The organism is Planococcus chinensis (genome assembly GCF_042681545.1).
Lineage (GTDB): Bacteria > Bacillota > Bacilli > Bacillales_A > Planococcaceae > Planococcus > Planococcus chinensis.
Window position 1 is genome coordinate 267,142 of sequence record NZ_JBHUFW010000005.1, and the last position, 19,143, is coordinate 286,284.

A 19,143-nucleotide genomic window follows, 5' to 3' on the forward strand; every position below is an offset into this window, starting at 1 on the left:
AACTTATTATCGCCATTGGCGAAACGAGAGAGAAAGTCTTCCGTCTTATAATCGTCCGTCGAAGTTCAGGCCCGAGGGCCGGTGGCCTTGCCGTTTCAGTTCCATCGTGTGCTCCAGGTTCGACATCTCCTGGTACGTTTCCTTGATATGCGTCAGCAGGTTGTTGTGGGTCCCCGGCCGCCAGTAGAGGACCGGGTGGCATCCCTTCTGCAGCTGATTGAACATGCTGTACTTGTTGACGATGAAGATCCGGTACTTGCGCTCCATGCGGTTGACCTCGTTCACGATGAACCAGCTGGCTGCCCGAAGCGGGATCTCGTCGATCAGGGCGCCGGTGTCCTGGCGCACGATGTCGTATGTGTCGAAATCCTCATTGACCAGAATTCCGCATCTTGTCATGAAGAACATAGCTTATTCGCCTCCTTTTAGAGAGTCTTGCTTAAGCAGTAATCCTCCTGGAGCATAGATAGGTTCAGTTACTTGTCACATGCTCAGGAACTGGACTTAATTTCACGGTCACTTTCGAAAAGCCGGAACACCACCTCGAACTCCAATAACATATCGTTGAATCGTCAGCTGATCTTTTTTGCTACTAAATTTGTTTGTTTCAACGTATCAACCTCCAATGCTAAGACGGGCGTTGTTTCGCTCCTTCACCTCGTGGAATTTGTTATGCTAAATTCATGAACAACTGTTGGCTGATGGCTTTCCCGATTATCCCTTCGACCGATTTCAGTTTATAGACGCGTTTCGTTGCAAATTATAAATACAGCGAATTGCTTCTCCAGTAGAATTTCTCCTTCAAAACAACTTACAATATGACATTTAGTAATTTTAATTTATCACAATTTTCAGTTAATTATAATAGTTTTCATTAAGTTTGTAATGCAAGTGAATTACAGTTAGTGTCCAGTCCTATGAGTGACAAAATTTCCGACCAGTTTGTAAGTTCAATTAGCTTCTTAATAAACGATAAAAATATGATCTTTGATACTGCCCCTCGCTCTTGAAGAAATCCAGGCATTCGGCGATTCCTCTTTCGACTTGAAGTTCCTGAAAGAGCAACCGGATTTCGCGTTGTTGACGGATACACAGTTTTTGGAGTAATAAGTTATAGGACAGCAGAGATTCTTTCTGCTGTTTTTTTGTGCTTCCTAAAGAGTTGAATAAAAAAACGCTCCGAGAAATGGTGAGTTTCTCGAAGCGTTTAGTTATGCAATTTACACAGGGACACGATTTTATTAGACAGGGATGCGATTTTTCTTCCGGCGCTTCCGCTTGTTATAAAGCGTGAAAATCAGCACTGGAATCAACACAACAAACACAATTGCCAGCACCGGAACCAGGAAAATGGCGATTGGCACTGCCGTCGCTGTTACATCTTCTACGACGGCGACAGCGGGACTGAGAAGCGCGGTTTCGCTTACACCTTTAACACCCGTCACCGCAGCATGCGATGCTGCAGCAACTCCTCCGCCACCGATTATCGCGATGCTCCATTCGAGCAACGGATTCATATCTCCGATAAACGACGCTGTCAGCAAAATACCGGCAATTGCCGCGATCGGTGTTGCGATCACTTTCATAATCGAACCGACCGCCGGAATATAATTTACGGCTATTTCAAAAACGGTGGCCGCTCCGAAAGCAACCAGAGCCGGGGTGCTGCCTAGCCAGCTGAACCCTTCGGCCAACGTAATCCAGTCTACTCGTTCAAAAATACCGGTTATCAATAAAGGCGTAAAAATCCGGAATCCTACTGTCGCACTTAAAGCCAGGCCGATGCATACTGCAAGAATCATCTCCATAGAAGATTCACTCCTTTCCAAGGACTTTTCACCATTATATACCAGCAGGAATCAGGTGCTCAAAGAATCGTTAACTGTATCCTCTGTTCTACATACTGTAAAAGCAATATCAAATAAAAATCATTAGATATCGTCGGAGTGAGTGAGAATAAGATTTGGCCTACCTGGAGAGTCGCGATTCATTCATTACCCCTTCACGCCTTTTCTTAGCCACTTCGCCGTCAATGTGTCCGACTGGAGCATGCTTTCCGGTGTTCCTTCAAACAACACTTCGCCGCCTTTTTTCCCGCCGCCTGGACCCATTTCGATGACCCAGTCGCTCGCCGCGATAAAGTTCAGATTGTGCTCGATGAGGATGACCGAATTGCCTTTGTCGACAAGGCCTTGGAAGACGTCCAATAAATGCGCGTTGTCTTTGGTGTGCAACCCTAGTGAGGGTTCATCCAGTAAATAGATTTGCCCTTCTTTTTTCAGGTGGCTGGCAAGCTTGAGGCGCTGCACTTCACCGCCGCTCAGCGAGCTGGTTGTCTGCCCTAATGTCAGGTAGCCCAAGCCGACGTCTTTTAAGGTATCCACTTTTTTAACGATTTTCGGCATATTTAAATACTCATTGGTTTCATCAATCGACAATTCCAGAATTTCCACGATGTTTTTTCCTTTAAAGCGATGCGACAAGGCTTCATCCGAATACCTCGTGCCTCTGCAAGCTTCGCATGTGACAGTCACGGGATCCGCAAAAGCGACGTTTGGCGTAGTGACGCCTTTTCCTTCGCAGACCGGGCAGGCGCCCGATGAATTAAAGCTGAACAAGCCCACCGGCTGTCCCGTTTCTTTGGCCAGAATCGACCGGATGTCATCCATAATCCCCATATAAGTCGCAAGAGTCGACCGGCTGGAAGTTCCGATGCTGCCCTGGCCCACTGAAATGGTTTCCGGATAGTTGCCGGTAAATGCGTCGAACATCAACGAACTCTTGCCGGAACCTGAAACGCCGCATACCGATACGAGGACGTTTTTCGGAATGTCAACACTGACATTTTTCAAGTTATTGGTCGAAGCATTGTGAATCGAAAAACTGGCATCTGCCTGCCGCGGGGTTTTATTCACGCTTACCTTATGATCCAAATCGGTGATTGCTGAAGCTTTCTTTAGCCCTGCCTGTGCGCCTTGATACACCACTTCGCCGCCGCCCACACCTGCTCCCGGGCCCATTTCGATGATTTCATCTGCCGTTTTAATGACAGCTAAATTGTGTTCGATGACGACGACAGTATTGTAATTGTCGCGTAAGTTTTTCAGCATATGCGTCAGCATGTCGATTTCTTCCGGATGCAGCCCGGCACTCGGTTCATCGAAAATATACGTGATGTTGTTTAAGCTGCTGCCTAAATGGCGGGCAATTTTCACGCGCTGCGCTTCTCCGCCGGACAAGGTCCCTATTTTTCGCGCCAGACTCAAATACCCCAGCCCCAAGTCAACCAATTGTGTCACACTCGGCAACGCTTGCTGGGCGATGGATGTCCCGACAGGATCTTCTATTTTCGCCAGTTCACCTTGCAATTCGGTCAGTTCTAAATGGTCGTACTGGGCGATGTTCAAGCCATTGATTTTGCATTCCAGCACTTTCGGATTCAATCCCGAACCTTCGCAGGTTGGGCACGCTGTGCGCGTCGTCATCGCTAAGACATCTTCCTGGGAGATGATTTTCAGTTTCGTCAGGTCGCGGTTAATGTACAGTCGGATAAACCGAGGAAGAATGCCGTCCCATTCAATGTCCCGATTGCCTTCTTTGTAATAATAAGTGCCAAATGCCCGCTCGCCTTCCGGCGGCCCGTAGACCAAGAGATTGTATTTTTCTTCCGTGAAATCTTTGATGGGAAGATCAGGGTCGAACAATCCGCCGTTGATCATCCATCTGCCCTGCCAGCCGGACGGCGCCAGCGGCTTGAATCGCACGGCAGAGTCCCGGAGTGATTTCGTGTGGTCGATGATTTTATGAATATCCGGCGCCACAGTTTCCCCGAAGCCGTTGCATACCGGGCAGTTGCCGAAAGAACTGTCACTCGAAAATTCAGTGGCTGAACCTATCGGGGGGCTGCCGATCCGCGAGAACAACAGCCGAATCAACGGATCGATGTCCATATAAGTGCCGACGGTCGAGCGGGAATTGCTCCGCACCGGTTTCTGTTCCACGACGACGACCGGGCTCAGGTGCTGCATCAAATCGGCATGCGGCCGCTCGTACCTCGGCATCTGGTGCCGGATGTATAGCGGATAGTTCAACGTCATTTGCCGCCTGCTTTCGGTTGCCAAGGTATCAAATACGACTGAGCTTTTCCCGGAACCTGACAAGCCGGTAAACACATTGATTTTTTCTTTCGGGATATTCAAATCAATGTTCTTCAAATTATTTTCGCGAAGCCCCCGCAAAATGATTTCATCTCTTTTATCTGGCATTTCAACATTCTCCTTTTCCAATCAAACATATCGAGAGATTTCTTAGCATCGGCCAGTCTAAAGTGCCAACGCGGCATAATTGTGCTAATTCTTATCTCAATTTACATAATAAATGCATTCCCTGTTTTGGTCCGGCTCACACAAACATAATAAAAAGACGCTCCAAGAAATGTTGATTTCTTCGGAGCGGCGATGTATGTACTATAAATAAAAGCCTGTTGTGTAACCCGGTTAAATTTTTTCTAAGGAGACGGTTTTCCTTTACTTTATTTTTCATTTATTCAGTCGTCCCCATTTCCCCCCTGCATGGCGCTCAATTATTATTGTCTGTTACTCCCTATAAAAACGCAGCCAGGACTATTTCAATAATGATTTTGATCCATTCAATTAATATAGTCACCTTTCCAATAGTTGGATACGCAGCATCGATGATGGGATGGCATAAAAGTGAACGAGGAAGAACTAGCTTAGTCCCCCTCGTTCTTCTCAATTTTCCGGACAACCCGGTTGTCGGGTACGGGACATAAGAACCGTCAATTTTCGGATAGAGTCATTTGTCACTAACACCGTGGTCATTGAAGGTTTGCCTTCTTGATTTTTCGTACTCCCGGTATTTTACTCCTTTCCAGCAGTTCCTAAATCGTCCCTGTGTAAGAAATAATTATGGCTATTTGCAGTTTGCCATGAAAATGCAAAAGGAATCCGCTTCATTTTTGATTTTAGCGGGTTCCTCATGTAGCTTTATTGTATATTTTGAATTGTGTTCTTCATAGGGACGTGATTTTAACTGAAATTTTGTCTGACACAGGAAGGCGTTTAATCATTCAGTGGATTTCTCGCTCTTATCATCTCTGCATCATGTTCATAATAATCAGCAATATTTTTAAGTGTAGCTGCAAATCTATAAAATCCTGCATTTTCAACTTCTTCAGCTTTCCTTCTGAAGTTTTCAGATAACTTTTTTTCTGGCTTTCCGCTTGGATCAATAAAAAATGCTCCACGCGAATTGAAAACCTCAATTCTATAACCTTCTCTCATCTTTTCTGCATCTTTAGAATTTAGAGCTTTTGCTATAACTCGATTAATCCAAAGCCCATTCGTGTCAGGAGGACTATAAAATAATACTTTTCCAATATGTGATAAGGCAACATCGAAATGTCCTGAACGTTCACATTTTTCCTTGGCACTTAAAATCCATTCTTTGAACTGTTCAGGAAAGAAAAGTTTCTCTTCGTTTATGCCAGGAGGTGTCTTCCACTCATTTAGTAACCGATACGCATTGAGAGCTATAGCTTGATTGTTATCTGATAATTCGACATCTAACTTCTCTTCTTTCTTTGAACGGTATGCATAGCGAATTACCTCCACAAAAAAACTTGAATCAATTGCCATTTTTTGTTCTAAAGTCTTTGGAAAAATGTCGTCTCTCTTCTCTAACAGTGGTAGAAAGAACCACTCAATTTTAAATAAATCATCGGAGTTAGTATTCGAATCATTTTGTAATCCTCGTATTAATTCAATGTAATGAAACGAGTCATTAGAATTTATCGGCTCTCCATTTTCTATAATATATAATAGGGCTTGCACAACACGACGAGTATCTATTTGGTTAGTTTCACGATATATACTATATAAACATTCTAATGCAGCTTTCATTCTTTTATATTTAATGAGCTTTTCAATGACAATATTTAGTTCCTTTTCCGGAAGATAAGGCTGAACCTCAACTATATTCCAATATTCTTTCTCATTTTCGTTTAAAACTTCATGAACAAGATTCCATACTTTTTCAGTGAAAGGAAGAAGAGTTAAGAACTTGATAACATTCGATTTGTGCCATTTATTTATGCTAAGAGAATCAATCCACACGTCTCCATGCAGGTTATATTTACTGTTAACGAAAGCTCTTACAAAGCTAGATGTTTTATTATCGTCCTTATTTAACATTTGTGGAAGAATATTAGATTCAATATCAACACTCTCGATATATGCCAGTGCATTCCCCACAAAGTGTGGTGCTTCTACCTGCCTTACAAATTCTATTAACGAATTTAGCCCCCCTTGAGAAAGGATTTCTTCAACAGCTGATTTCCGGCGTCTCTCTAAATCTTTACGCTGGTCTTTCCAATTTCCATTCTCTTCGTAAAACTCGAAATCTCTAGAACTAAATAAGAGATTATAAAAAATTTTAGGATCCTTAGGCGCTAAATCTTGAGCGATTTTTTCAATCCTTTTTACCTGGCTTGCTTCCATACTCCATTCTGAATCAGAAAAACGACGATGAGTCTTAACGAGCTTGATTAATTCTTCCCAAACAATATATCGTTCTTGTTCTGGCTTTTTCATGATATCTGATGTTGATAGTTTTTTTAAAACACCCTCATAAGTTTTTGGTGGCAAATTGCCAAGGTACTTTACAATCTCAGATATTTTTTCAATATCGTCATTCGCAATATCCAACATCAATTCTGAATAATTTTGCACTTGAATAAAGTATTCATCTTGAGTGACTTCTTCTTTTTTTTCGGTCACCACTTTACGCCATCTTGGCTTATAAGATTCTGAAGAGATTTTTGTTTGATTTGGCAGCAAATTTATTAGAAGATTCCACCCTATTGTTTCTACTTCATTTACAAGTGTTTGAATTGCCACTCTTCTTTTTTCCACAGAAGCATTTGTTTGAGGAAGCCACGGCAGAAATATAGTGATAAGTGAATTTCCTGGTCTATTTGACCAACGTCCTCCAGGGTCACATAAAGCTAACTCGCCTAATATCACAGTTACTCTAACTAGATATTCTTCATTCCAAGCTAATAATTCAAGTGCCCAGAGCAATCCAGTAAGATAATTTTCCCCACCAATTACATCACCTTCCTCTAAAAAAAGATTGTCAAATGGTGAAGACTTTTCTAATAGTGCTTTTTCTACAGCAGCTAAAAATTGCAGTGGTGCAGCTTCTGCAAGTAAAGGAAGGACTTGATTTAAACTTCCCCATAACTGCCATTCCGCTTTATCAAGTAATTTATAAATGATACTTTTTACTATTTTATTTGGTTTATCAAAAGAACAGTTCACAAAAAAATCATTAGATATTGATAAAAGAACTAAGCTTGCAGCTATCCCTTTTCTTAAAGAAAGAGAATATTTATACTTTTTTCCATAAATACTTGCTGCGAACCTTTTTTCAGATGGTAATGAAAATCTAGGATCCAACTCTGATAATACACTTACTGCTAACTCTGCATACTTCTCTAAATCCTCATCGAAAATATGTGATCCAAGAATTTTCCACATTTCTTCTCTTTGTTCAATGTTCCAAATTCCATTATTTAATTTTAAGAGACTATCTTGGTGATAAAGTACTTTTCTAATTCGAGACATCCATAAAGAAAAATCTTCATGTATTAGGTTGGAAATGAACTCTATATCATTTTCGTTATTTTCATCCCAACTACCAAAAAGATTAGCAATAGCCAACTGTGATTCAAATTCGTAAGTGGAGCTTTCTATTTCGTTGACACCTAATGATATCTTCTCAAACTTTTTAGGCATATTTCTTTTTACTGGTTCAATGAATTCCAAATAAATATTTTCTGGCAGCGAATCAAGATTTACATGTCCCGCATTCTCACTCACATATGTTAAATGTTTTTCTATTAACGCTAAAAGTTCTTCCGAACGATTATAGGAGTATTGCCCAATTAATGAATGGAGTAGTGATAGAGTAACGCCCTTAATATCTAAATCATAAAGCAATAAGTGAAAAGACTTTAAAAATCTCCATAGTTCGTCTTTTGTTATTTCTACATTGTTATTAGCTCTTTTTAAATGCACCTTAAATATTTCAAGTTTTGTCCTTTGATTCTCATTTGTAAAATTAGCTAATTCAATTCTTTGAAAAAAATCCTCTTCATTTTTCGAATTCTGCGCTTGTCTTAACAATGCTCTCACATGGTCTGTATCTAAAGCACTAAGTGGTCCTGTAATTAAAGCTATGGCATCAGTCTTTTCATTAAAAACTTTAGGATTTTTAAAATCTTTCCAAGCTGCTTGTATCACCTCTCCAAAAATCTTATCTTTTTTAGTAATTTTGATGCTATGTTTAATTTGCCCTAATAATTTTGCAGTACGTTTTTCCCCTGGTTGCTGTGCAAATACAATAAGGTCATCTGTTTCGAACTCTTGATATTTTCCTTGTAGTTTTAATTCAACAATTGGCCACGTAGGCAAGCAAGGCGAAAATCCTCCTGTTAACATTAGAACAACAAATGAGGACTGGACACGATTTTCAAAGTTCACTCCTCCTCCACCAGTAGAATATGGGTTGCTAAGTTCTTTACTATTATTGCTCAATGAAGCACCTCAATTACTATTTTTTAGCAACTATTAATTTTCATTATTTAACTTTAGTTTGTCCTATTAAATCTTAAAGTCCATGTTTTATGTTGCTCTTTACCCTCCTTAATAGGATATAAGTGTTGATACATAGAAGCGGAGATATTAGAAAGATTATTTCTGATATTTATAAATTCGATTAAGTTTGAAAAGAAATAACTAGTAGCTAAATCAGAAATACTATATGATCTGAATTCTATCTCCTTTTCCCATTTTTTTATGAAGGCACCATCGTTTGAAACGATATGATTCACACTATTTACGCAATTAAATGAATCATTTAATGATTTTTCGAACAAGCTACCTTTTCTAGGTTTTGTCAATAAAAAAGAAGCAACATTTACCTCTTGTTCAATTTCACCAAAAATAAATAAACCATTGAAAATGGGTATCTTTGTTACTTGACCTATTGTATTCAATTTATCTATAGCTTCTGAAATTTTATAACTATTTGGGTTTGATTTTACTTCTATGACTCCATAAACACTTTCAGGGTGAACAATAACAAAATCATTTTCTTTGAAATAACCTGCTATAGAAGGATTATAAATAATAATATCTATTTGGGAAGATAACTTCTCATTACTTTTTATAAAGCCAGTACCTACTGCTATTGTAGTTGGTAAAAACCTCTTAAGAAAATTCATTAAAATAATTTCTTTATATCTTCCTTCTTCTCCCCAGTGTGCTGATCCGATTAGATTTCTAATTCGATCTTTTGTAGCATTGAATTCTCGCGCAATTGACTTTTGATAGTTTAGAGAATTGGGCTCCAACTATCTCACACCCCTTTTTAAAAATAAATTTATTAAACGTTCAATAAATGGCAGTGATTTAATGCAACAATAAGATTCAAAAAATATTATGTAAAATTCCCAATGTACTATCTATTGATTCGTCTCTATAAGAATGTATTTATACAATATTCAATTTTACTTTCTTGATTTACTAAAAACAAACAACCGTTATTTCTAACAATATCATCAATAACTTCTGTATTTGGATGATTATGAGTGTTATTTATGCCCGAGGAGGAGATAAAGTATCCACCTTTGCCGTAATCAAGTAATTCTTTCCTCCAATTTTTTTTTGATCCATGATGGGGAATAAAGAAAAATTTAATAGTACCTAGTTTATTAGAGTAGTAATCATTAAAATTCTTCCATCTTTTAGCAGGAAAATTTTTCAAACTCTTAGTAAATATCAAATTTATATCTCCAGTCAATAATGTACCATTTTTAATACTAGTAATTCTTGAGCTAAATTCAACGATATTAAAAATACTCTCTTTCATTAAAAATGTTGAATAATGATTTCTTTTGATTACTCTACTTGGTGAGTGATATAAACATAGACTACTGTTATTACTCAAATCCTCCTTAGAAGATTTATTAACAACTGACTTTAAGTATTCTTGAATCTCTCCTATACCTTTAAACTTCACTAAATTTTTCAATGACTCTTTATCTTCTTCACTAAGAACAACGTTGTTTTTCATTTCAATTTCATGTATTAGTTCATTCTTAATCTTTTGTTCAAATTGTTTTATTTCTTCATTATCGAGAGGCAAATTGTAAAAGTCCATTTCCCACTCCTTTTGTAAGCCCACTTTATTATTTTTTAATCTAAATAAATTTGTGTTTAAATTCGAATCTATTTCGAAAAAATCCGAGGAGAAATCTCCCAGTTCTATATCCAAATCACTATCAAATTCCTTATTTCCATCGAATTCTCTTACTTCTCGCTCTAAGCCGCTTTTACTCAATTCTCCACCCTGTACTAAAATAGTTCTTTCAATTTTTGTATTACTGTCTAATATTTCAAAAAGGAAATTTACAAAAAGGAGATCCATTTCAGAATAGTAAGGAATAAAAAGGTTTTTTACTGTAACATTCTCTAGTAACTTGGGTAACCCGTTAATATGATCACTATCAAAATGTGATATCACAAGGATATCTAGAATGTTATTCGTAAAAAAACCACTATTAATTAAATTATTTATTTCACGATTTAATTTTTGGTTACTCCCAGTAGCACCACAATCATATACAAGGTTCCAATTTTTATTATTTGTCTCAATTTTACCGCTGTAGAAAAATCCTTGTCCCACAGGGTGTATTTCAAATTCACTCTTCAAAATTTTTCTCACCTTCTAGCTCCTTGTATAGAGATAAAATCTCATTTTTTTTAGTTCGTAGCCCTATTAATAAATAAACTTTTTTCAATTGCTAGAATGGATGTTATCAGTATTTATATCCTTTAATTCATCCTTTAACTTGGATTGCTTCTCTACTCCCCTCGTATACTACCTTCATCTTCTCAAACCACGTTTTCATTTCATCATAGACACCATGTTCAATTAAAAGATCTGTAGTAATTAATTGGGCAAGTCTGCTATTTAGAATTCCTTTAACTGCCTGCTCTCTACTTTTCTTATCTTTAATTTTCTCGACCAGTTGTCCTTCTAAATGACTTGAAACATCAAATTCCTCCCATATATTAATATATGAAGAAAGATCGCAATTGAATTCAGTTTCAATCAATTGTATCGGTATGTAATTTTCCATTTCTCGTCTTTCAGTGTATATACCAAATCTTCTTCCATCATTATCGGTATTCATTTTATCTACCAGATCTTTATATTTTTTTATATCTCCATCATATAAATGAAACTCTTTTATATTTGATTCTTTAAAATGGTTAATATTTATCCAGTCAATTAACTTACTTCCACCTAATTCGTACAAACTAATATTGGGATGAGAAAGATCAATCATTTCTTTAAATTCCGGAATGCTATTATTAATATTTTTTAAGAAGTTAATATCATGTCTTCCTTCTAAACAAATGACCATTCTTGTAAATACAGTCGGTAAAATACCCAACGTAGAAACTATTTCTTGAATTTTTAATTGCTCATCTTGAACAATAAAAGGTTTTTTGTATTCATTTTTTGAAATCATAATTAGCGAATCTTTCTCTACCATTTGTGCAATTTCAGGAGTATGAGTAGTAATGAATACTTGGCTACTCTCCTGTTGTGATATTTCTTTTAATGTATCGATTATCATTCGCTGATAATCTGGGTGTTGAGCAGTTTCAGGCTCTTCAATTGCATAGATAATATTTGAATGTGAATGATCAATAGTATTTTTTTCTGCTTGTGCTCTAAAGTAACTTAAAAGTATTAACCTTCTCACTCCACTACCTCTTTTATTCAAAGGAATTTCATCATCTGTGTCTAAATTAAATTTAAATACGGAGTCCCATGCTTTCAAATCAGGCAATGTTTTTAATTGATTAGCTATCTCACCATTAAAATCTTTTAGTTTTTCTATTGTTTTATTTCCGATTTCCTCCACTTTACTTACCACTTTGTCTCTTATTATGTCTAATTCTGGTTGTAATGAACTTAAAACTTCTTTAGTAATAGCTTTCATAGGATCTTGAATTTCTTTATCTCCATCTGAATTCACTCTATCCGATTGGAATAAATTAAAGAGAGGAAGATTTTCTCGTATTTTTATCCAAGATTTCATATTATCTTCTTGTATATTATTCAAAGAAATTATTGTCGGAATAAATTCAGTATCTTCTTTCATGAGAGCATTAAATAAAGCCTTTCTTATATCGGCTTTTTTTGATTTATTAATTTCGTCATAGTTTGAAATAATGCTTTCATTTTCTTTTAAGATTCTTCTTAAATCGGCAATGGTATATAAGATAAATGGTTGTTCATATATTTTAGGATGGTAACAAATTATTTCTACTTTAGTATCTTTTGCTCCAATTGTTTTATTTCCAGCATTTATTACTTTTCTTATTTCAAGTAGACCATCTTCATTTAGTAAGTATTCCTCACCTAAAGTTGTAGGGTTCGTGGCATCTATTAAAAAGTTTTCATTTCTAGTCATTCTAAAAGAAGCTGATATTTCTATAACTTTTTCAGTAGCATTTTTATTACAATCAGCTGGTTCTAGTTTGATTTCATCATTAAAAAAACTATTCATAGCGTCAAGAATAGTGCTCTTACCAACATCATTTTTTCCAATAATTACATTTAAATTCTCATTGAAATTTACTTCAATGTTGTCATATCCTCTAAAGTTTTTCAGCTTTAATCTTGTAAGTTTCATTCATTTCACTCCACTGATTTTATTTAATGTCTCTTTTAACTCACTATTGACACAATAAACATAACAACCCTTCATCCCCCGAGTCATCAACGTCTTATACGTGTTCCTCACCAACTGATCAAGCGGATCAACCTCATACTTACCCTTAGGCTTAGCCGGTCGTGCACCTTTGTCCTTAAAGTTCTCTCGCTTCACTTCCAGCGAGTTCGTTTCAGGATTAAAGGTCAAGTCGTTACCGATGATAACTCCTACGTATTCCATCTCCAGCCCTTGAACGGTATGAATACAGCCGATCTGCTCGGAGCCTTCTGGGTGGATGGCCCAGTCGATGCGGTTTGGATCGTTCCATGGCATCGCAAAGCCGTGCTCTTCGATGATGACGTCTTTGGAAAGCTCCCCGTTTACCGGTTTTGTGTTCCAATCCCATGCGTAGCCTGCAAGCAGCCTGCCGCCTTTTTCCACTACTAATTTTTGATAGAGTTCATGCGGTGAATTGACGACTTGGAAGTCAAAATCGCTGTCCAACTGGATGTCCTGATGGCGGTCGTATAACAGGTTATCGAGCCATTCGAGGTAATTCCCTGAACCCGCGCAGCGGAATTGCGAGTCGAGTTCTACGACATGAACGGTGGAGTTCTGCTTTTCGGCTTCTTCTTGCAATAAAGCAAAGCGCCCGATGTCTTTATTGGAGATAACCTGCTCGTCGTCGATGAAGAAAACGCTGAGCCTGCTTGAGCGGATGATTTGGGTCGCCTGGTTCTCGCCTTCGATTTTACGTTTCATATGCCCTTGATTTTTCAGGCGATGGGCTTCGTCACAAACGAGCACATCAAAATAGTTATTCGGCGTTTCGACATAGGAGGCTGAACCTTTGAACAAGCTGCGGATTTCGACGAAGCCACTCCGGCCGATCAGTTTCTTCCGCAGAATTTCACGGAATGACTGGTTCGGCGTGATGTATTCGATCGTAGCTTCTTCGCCCAATAGGAAGTTCATCAAGTTCAAGCCGATGACGGACTTCCCTGTCCCCGGACCGCCTTTGATAAGGATGGTGTACTTTTGGTCGGTTTCTAAGTCCAGGCTATTGTATATAGAAAGAACCTTTTCATAAGCGACTTTCTGTTCGTCGAGCAGAATGAATTCTTCGTTGCCTTCGAACAACGAGTTGACGGCTTCAACCAATCGTTTTGACGGACGAATGCGTCCTTCTTCGATTCGTTTGGCGATTTCGGTTCCTTTTCCTTCAGACACGGCATCTTGGATTCGCTTTTTCAGCAATAGGTCATCAAACTGAAAATAGACCGGCGATTGTTCGACGTAATTGGCATACCGCTCATTGAGCAGCGGTTCGGTCGTCCGGTCACGGGCCGGAATGTAATTATGTAAGTACGCGCAAGAGCTTAAGTTGATTGACGTGTCCGTATAAAGGGCTTCGTTGAAGTTCTCGAGATAGCGTTTATAGGAAAGCGATTGATAAGACGGGTGAACGGTTTCCCGGACGCGGCCGCCCAGGAAAGTTTTCACAATGCCGTCACCTGCAGCGAGTTCCGACTTGTTCCATTGTTTCAGTTCGACGATGATGGCGTTTTGTTTGCCTGCGTGGTCTTCTCCGGTAATCAAGAAGTCGATGCGCTTTTCCGTTGAAGGCAATTTGTATTCCAATAGGACATGCGTGTCATCTTTCAGATCCGCACCGCGCAGTACTTTCGCCATCTGCGGCAAGGAGTTTGTCCAAGAACGGATTTCGCTCGCGGAAACAGATTGTCCCATCTTCTCTTTCACTCTTTCAAGAAGGACATCTTCAATGCGCTGCTCCATGACATGCTCTATAAATTGCGTTGTGGTTTCGTTGTAGATTATCATTAGTAATCCCTCAGTTCTAGTCTAGATGTAAATTCCTGTATCTTCTTACATATATATTAGCATCGTTTTCCTTTCTTGCATTTACTTTTCTTAATATTTTTACATCTTTATTAAGAAACCGTTTTACTTATTAATATTTTTCTTATGAGACAAAATAAAGACTTGATTTCCGTTGAAAAAAATTTGCTCCCACTATGAAATCCTGATGAATTACACTTCCTTTATTTCCCTCTTTTGCTTACACTTTACGTAATGGCAAGTACAATTGATGAACCGTTTTACGAATCGATTTTTGGAGGAGATCTTGTGTATGCATTCGAATCATCGTTTTGGTTAAAGCTGCTGTTGTTAATTGTCGTTGTTTCCTTATTATTGTTCTTGTTTAATACCCTTATCAGAAAATGGTTAGGCGTTGAAAAGACGAAAGCATTTTCCCATAATCCTGTAAATGGAATTCACAGTAAAATTGACTGGAGCATCCGAATCTTGTTTATTGTCTTGATGTTAGTAGGATTCTTTATCAACGCATCCAGGGTCACTCAGGAACCCTATTTGTTCTTAGAATCATGGTTTTTATTGTTTGTACTTATCTTTGTCACTGAAGCTGTACGTGCAGTTATGGAATGGAAGTATGCAGCGAATCGCAAAGCCTATTTGGCTACTATTTTACAATTGGCTTTTTCATCCCTTATGGTGATCGTGGTCATTGCAAGTGACTTTTTTGGAATCTTTTGATTAGCGGCTTGCGTTATTGCTGCAAATAAAATAAGCTAACGCACTGCTTGAGTGATAGCACATACTATGGAGGAAAACGATGAAAACTCACTACTATTTAGGCTGGTTCAACGACTTCTTTCCGGAGAATCTAAGCCGGCAGTTGCAGAAGGACATAACGGATCGAAAATTACTGGTGATGATCAGCTCGAATCCATTGAGAGATGACGCAGATGGGGCTGTTGAACGTTCGTGGCTGGAAGGAGCCGGTATTGCGTTTGATGAGTATCAGTTGATCGATTACCGCGTACAGAAGGAAGATGCCCAAACGTTGATTCAAAAGGCTTCCGTCATTTTCCTGTTGGGTGGCGATACCCTCAAGCAAAATGTGTTTTTAGCGGACTATGAATTGGCGGAGTGGATCAAAGACAGCGATGCCATTGTGATTGGCGCAAGCGCCGGCTCTATCAATATGTCTTCGAAGTGGTTATGCTCCAGAAAATTTGGGTATCCCGTGGAAACTAGCTCCCTTTACGACGGAATCGGTCTCGACAATTTTTCCGTCCTGTCCCATTTTGATCTTGAAAACAACATGGAGCTGGTTCAACGCGAGCTTTCTTCCTTATCGGAAGAAATGAAGGTTTATGCGTCGAACAAGGATTGTGCGGTGCGTACGCAGGGAGACCAAATCGACATTCTGGGAACGGTTTATTTGATTTCTCATGGAGAGATTCAGAAATTAGAGGAGACGTTCTAATTTTGGTGGATGGCCAGACGTTAGTTGCATGTCTGAACAGCGTCCCTGAAAATAAAAACAGAAAGCGACGGGGAATTTGCCGCTTTCTGTTTTTATTGTTTTTATTTCAGTTCAGGTAACCCTCTGCCTACAAGATTCGCAGACACCGGCTCTTTTCCTATCTCCCTCGCCCATACCGACAATTGGCCGATATGATGAATCTCATGCGCGATGACATGCCGCATCACTTCGCCCCACTCGTCAGTGTCGATGGTTCCATCTCGCCCCTTTGTCGTCAACACCCGATGTTCCATGCTTTCATCCCAGTTTGCCACAAAGCTTTCGACTTCTGGTCGGAACTTCTCATCGAGTTGGCACACCTTCTCAAGACTCCTGTAATTGTCGAAGCCTTCCTGGAAATCCTCTTTTCCTTCCAGCAGGCGGATCCAGCTCCATTCCACATCGGCTATATGAAAAAGCGTTTCTAGGATGCTGCCGAGTCCGCCCGTCCGTTTCTTCAAGAGCTCTTCTTCACTGATTTCTTCGCACCATCGGTACCATTCTTCGCGGACCATCCAGTTGTAGTGAAAAAACATTTTCATAATGGACCTCCTGTTTTGAGATTAGCCAACTTTTGTTTTATTCTTCTGGCTGCTCTTTCAATAATTCAATCAACCGGATGACTTCCTCATCTTCCCCTACATCCACCGGCACCAACTCGGTATTCTCGATAATTTCCGTATAGAACTCTTCCCCTGCTGGATACTCACCGTCCCATCGCAGCGGCACGTTGTAGACGTTGATTGTGCCGTCGCCGTTGCCGCTATAGGTGACGGAGCCGTCCACGAGACGCGAACCGGCCAGCTGGATGACCCTTTCCGGATAGGTTCCGCTCGTTTCATCATCCGGATTGAGCGGCGTCCCAGCCGGAATACGCTCCACGTACAAACCGTCGATGTCCTGATTCGGTCCGAGCTGCAGCCAGACTCTGGCGTATTCAATCTCCTCGCTGAAGTACTCTGACAAAGCATCCTCATTTTGCCGGCTGCCTGTATCTCCAGTGGCGCTATCCGGTTCAACCGCTTTGTTTTCTTCTGGAGAAATATCATTTCCGTTCGTCATATCCGCTTCCTCTCCTTCGTCTTTCGATGTGTTCTCTTTTGCTTCAGCCGTGTCTTTTTCTTCGGGTTCGTTCGTCGCAGCTGGTGTAGATTCTTCGTTTGTACTTCCGCAGCCCGCAAGCACTGATATAACTGCAACCATCCACAGTAATTTCATGACTGCTTTCATTCCTTTATCTTTCCTTTCCACTGTGTTATCAAAACAATCAAGCTCTGTACAATAAACTACCGGTAGTTCAACTATGATTTTTCACTAACTTAACGCAGCTTCTCTTTAAATATGGGATAGCCACAATTTCTCTGTAAGTGGGGATTTTTCCTGCTAAACGCAAATAAAAAAGATTGAGCGGAATGGACCCGTTCAATCTTTTGCTTCTATATAAAACAGCCCCTTCTTTGCGGAAAGGGCTGTTTCTTCAGACAGGTCCAATTTCAGGCGCTGAAGTTCAAACCGATTAGTTAACTAACTCTTCGCTCGATGTATTCACTAAATCCAATTCACGGTGCAGCACTTCACCAATGCGTTTCATGCCTTCTTTGATCTGTTCCGGATTGGAATTGGAGAAGTTCAGTCGCATCGTATTTTTTTGTGCGCCTCTAACATAAAAAGGTGCACCGGGTACAAATGCCACGTTATTTTCCATACACTTTAAAGCGATGTCACCTGCATTCATTGAGTCAGGAAGCTCTGCCCAAATGAATAATCCTCCTTCAGGCTTGTTGCAGGAAATAGTTTCAGGGAAATATTCATCGATACAGTCCAACATGGTTGTACATCTTTCCAGATAAACGGCTTTGATGGTTTCAATATGGCCATCGAGATCGTACAGTTCCATATACTTCGCTGTTATGCGCTGTGCAAGGCCGTCGGAATGCATGTCAGCAGATTCCTTAAAACCTGCGTACTTTTCGAGTATTTCTTCCTCTGCACAAATCCAGCCCAAACGCAGTCCAGGGGCGAATATTTTCGAAAAACTGCTGAGGTAAATGACCCGTCCTTCTGTATCGAAATGTTTAATGGGCGGAATAGGGGTTCCTGAAAAACGGATTGCTCCGTACGGATTATCTTCCAAAATCAAAACATCGAACTGATTGGCGAGTTCAATCATCCGTTTTCTTCTTTCGAGCTTGAGTGTTCTGCCCGTCGGATTCTGAAAATCAGGAATTGTATAAATGAATTTCGCCTGCGGATTCTGCTGAAGACATTTCTCGAGGGCGTCCATCTTCATGCCGTCTTCGTCCATTTCCACGTCCACTATGTTGGCATGGTAGGCGTTAAAGGCGTTGATTGCCGCAAGGTACGTCGGACTTTCGCAGATGACCGTATCTCCCTCGTCAAGAAATACTCTTCCTGTCAGGTCAATTGCCTGCTGGGAACCTGATGTAATCATCACTTGCTGCAAATTCGATCTTATCCCGACGGCTTCCATTCTCTCCATTACCGCTTGTCGAAGCGGGATATAGCCTGCCGTTGATGTGTATTGAAGAGACGCAGCCCCGTGATCCGTCAGCACTGCCTGGCTGGCCACTTTCAATTCTTCAATTGGAAACAGTTCCGAAGCAGGAAGCCCGCCAGCAAACGAAATCAATTCATGCCGTTCCGAAGAAGACAAGATTAAGCGCATTTCCGATGGCTCCAGTGCATTGGCTCTTCTTGCATATTTATGTTGCATATTCTATTCCTCCATCTAAGAACGCATCTTTTTAATATTGGTATGCTGTGATAGCTGCATAATTTATTATTCCTCCAATTGTACAGGCTTTCCAATCGAAATGAAAACACCAATGCAGCTTCTTTTTGTACCAAAATTTTCATTTTCAACAGAACATCGTCGATTACCGGTCGTTTATACCGCTTATCTTCCATAAAAAAATGCCGGAACAAACCGGTTGTTCCGGCTCGCTCAGGCATC

General features: G+C 39.8%; 13 protein-coding genes. 2 read left to right on the forward strand and 11 right to left on the reverse strand.

The genetic code is table 11. The features are described 5' to 3' along the window. Positions 1–45: 45 nt before the first annotated feature. The 8 genes from ACFSDB_RS08930 to ACFSDB_RS08965 all read right to left on the reverse strand — a co-directional run bounded on the left by ACFSDB_RS08930 (position 46) and on the right by ACFSDB_RS08965 (position 14,659). Positions 46–399 carry a hypothetical protein gene (locus ACFSDB_RS08930; protein WP_204891950.1) on the reverse strand — a complete coding sequence of 118 codons (354 nt, stop codon included), beginning with the start codon at positions 397–399 and terminating at the stop codon, positions 46–48. A gap of 842 nt (positions 400–1,241) precedes the next feature. Continuing rightward, a complete protein-coding gene (locus tag ACFSDB_RS08935; protein ID WP_204891951.1) occupies positions 1,242–1,808 on the reverse strand; it encodes a DUF4126 domain-containing protein in 567 nt (188 codons plus the stop codon). A 186-nt stretch (positions 1,809–1,994) separates the two neighbouring features. Beyond that, positions 1,995–4,265 carry an excinuclease ABC subunit UvrA gene (locus ACFSDB_RS08940; protein WP_204891952.1) on the reverse strand — a complete coding sequence of 757 codons (2,271 nt, stop codon included), beginning with the start codon at positions 4,263–4,265 and terminating at the stop codon, positions 1,995–1,997. 816 nt (positions 4,266–5,081) lie between these two features. Beyond that, positions 5,082–8,618, reverse strand: coding sequence for a hypothetical protein (locus ACFSDB_RS08945; protein ID WP_204891953.1), 3,537 nt, complete (start codon positions 8,616–8,618; stop codon positions 5,082–5,084). A 53-nt stretch (positions 8,619–8,671) separates the two neighbouring features. Then, the gene (locus ACFSDB_RS08950; RefSeq protein ID WP_204891954.1) at positions 8,672–9,436 is read right to left on the reverse strand and encodes a DUF6602 domain-containing protein; all 765 of its coding nucleotides are present in this window, start codon (positions 9,434–9,436) and stop codon (positions 8,672–8,674) included. Between the two features lie 125 nt (positions 9,437–9,561). Next, entirely contained in the window at positions 9,562–10,809 is a 1,248-nt protein-coding gene (locus ACFSDB_RS08955) for an MBL fold metallo-hydrolase (protein ID WP_204891955.1), read from the reverse strand. A 115-nt stretch (positions 10,810–10,924) separates the two neighbouring features. Then, a complete protein-coding gene (locus ACFSDB_RS08960; RefSeq protein ID WP_204891956.1) occupies positions 10,925–12,796 on the reverse strand; it encodes an ATP-binding protein in 1,872 nt (623 codons plus the stop codon). Beyond that, positions 12,797–14,659 (reverse strand): DNA/RNA helicase domain-containing protein, encoded by a 1,863-nt coding sequence (locus ACFSDB_RS08965; protein WP_204891957.1) that lies wholly within the window; start codon positions 14,657–14,659, stop codon positions 12,797–12,799. 306 nt (positions 14,660–14,965) lie between these two features. Here ACFSDB_RS08965 and ACFSDB_RS08970 point away from each other — a divergent pair, with 306 nt between their 5' ends. Both ACFSDB_RS08970 and ACFSDB_RS08975 read left to right on the forward strand, forming a co-directional pair. After that, the gene (locus ACFSDB_RS08970) at positions 14,966–15,394 is read left to right on the forward strand and encodes a DUF4181 domain-containing protein (protein ID WP_377339822.1); all 429 of its coding nucleotides are present in this window, start codon (positions 14,966–14,968) and stop codon (positions 15,392–15,394) included. Positions 15,395–15,473: 79 nt separating this feature from the next. After that, positions 15,474–16,130 (forward strand): Type 1 glutamine amidotransferase-like domain-containing protein, encoded by a 657-nt coding sequence (locus ACFSDB_RS08975; RefSeq protein WP_204891959.1) that lies wholly within the window; start codon positions 15,474–15,476, stop codon positions 16,128–16,130. A 101-nt stretch (positions 16,131–16,231) separates the two neighbouring features. On the opposite strand, the gene ACFSDB_RS08980 is transcribed toward ACFSDB_RS08975, so the two are convergent. From ACFSDB_RS08980 to ACFSDB_RS08990, 3 genes are all read right to left on the reverse strand, one after another. Then, a complete protein-coding gene (locus ACFSDB_RS08980) occupies positions 16,232–16,711 on the reverse strand; it encodes a DinB family protein (RefSeq protein ID WP_204891960.1) in 480 nt (159 codons plus the stop codon). Positions 16,712–16,748: 37 nt separating this feature from the next. After that, on the reverse strand, positions 16,749–17,399 hold the full coding sequence (locus ACFSDB_RS08985) for a hypothetical protein (RefSeq protein WP_204891961.1): 651 nt from the start codon (positions 17,397–17,399) through the stop codon (positions 16,749–16,751). A gap of 286 nt (positions 17,400–17,685) precedes the next feature. Further along, a complete protein-coding gene (locus tag ACFSDB_RS08990; protein ID WP_204891962.1) occupies positions 17,686–18,903 on the reverse strand; it encodes an aminotransferase-like domain-containing protein in 1,218 nt (405 codons plus the stop codon). Positions 18,904–19,143: the final 240 nt, after the last annotated feature.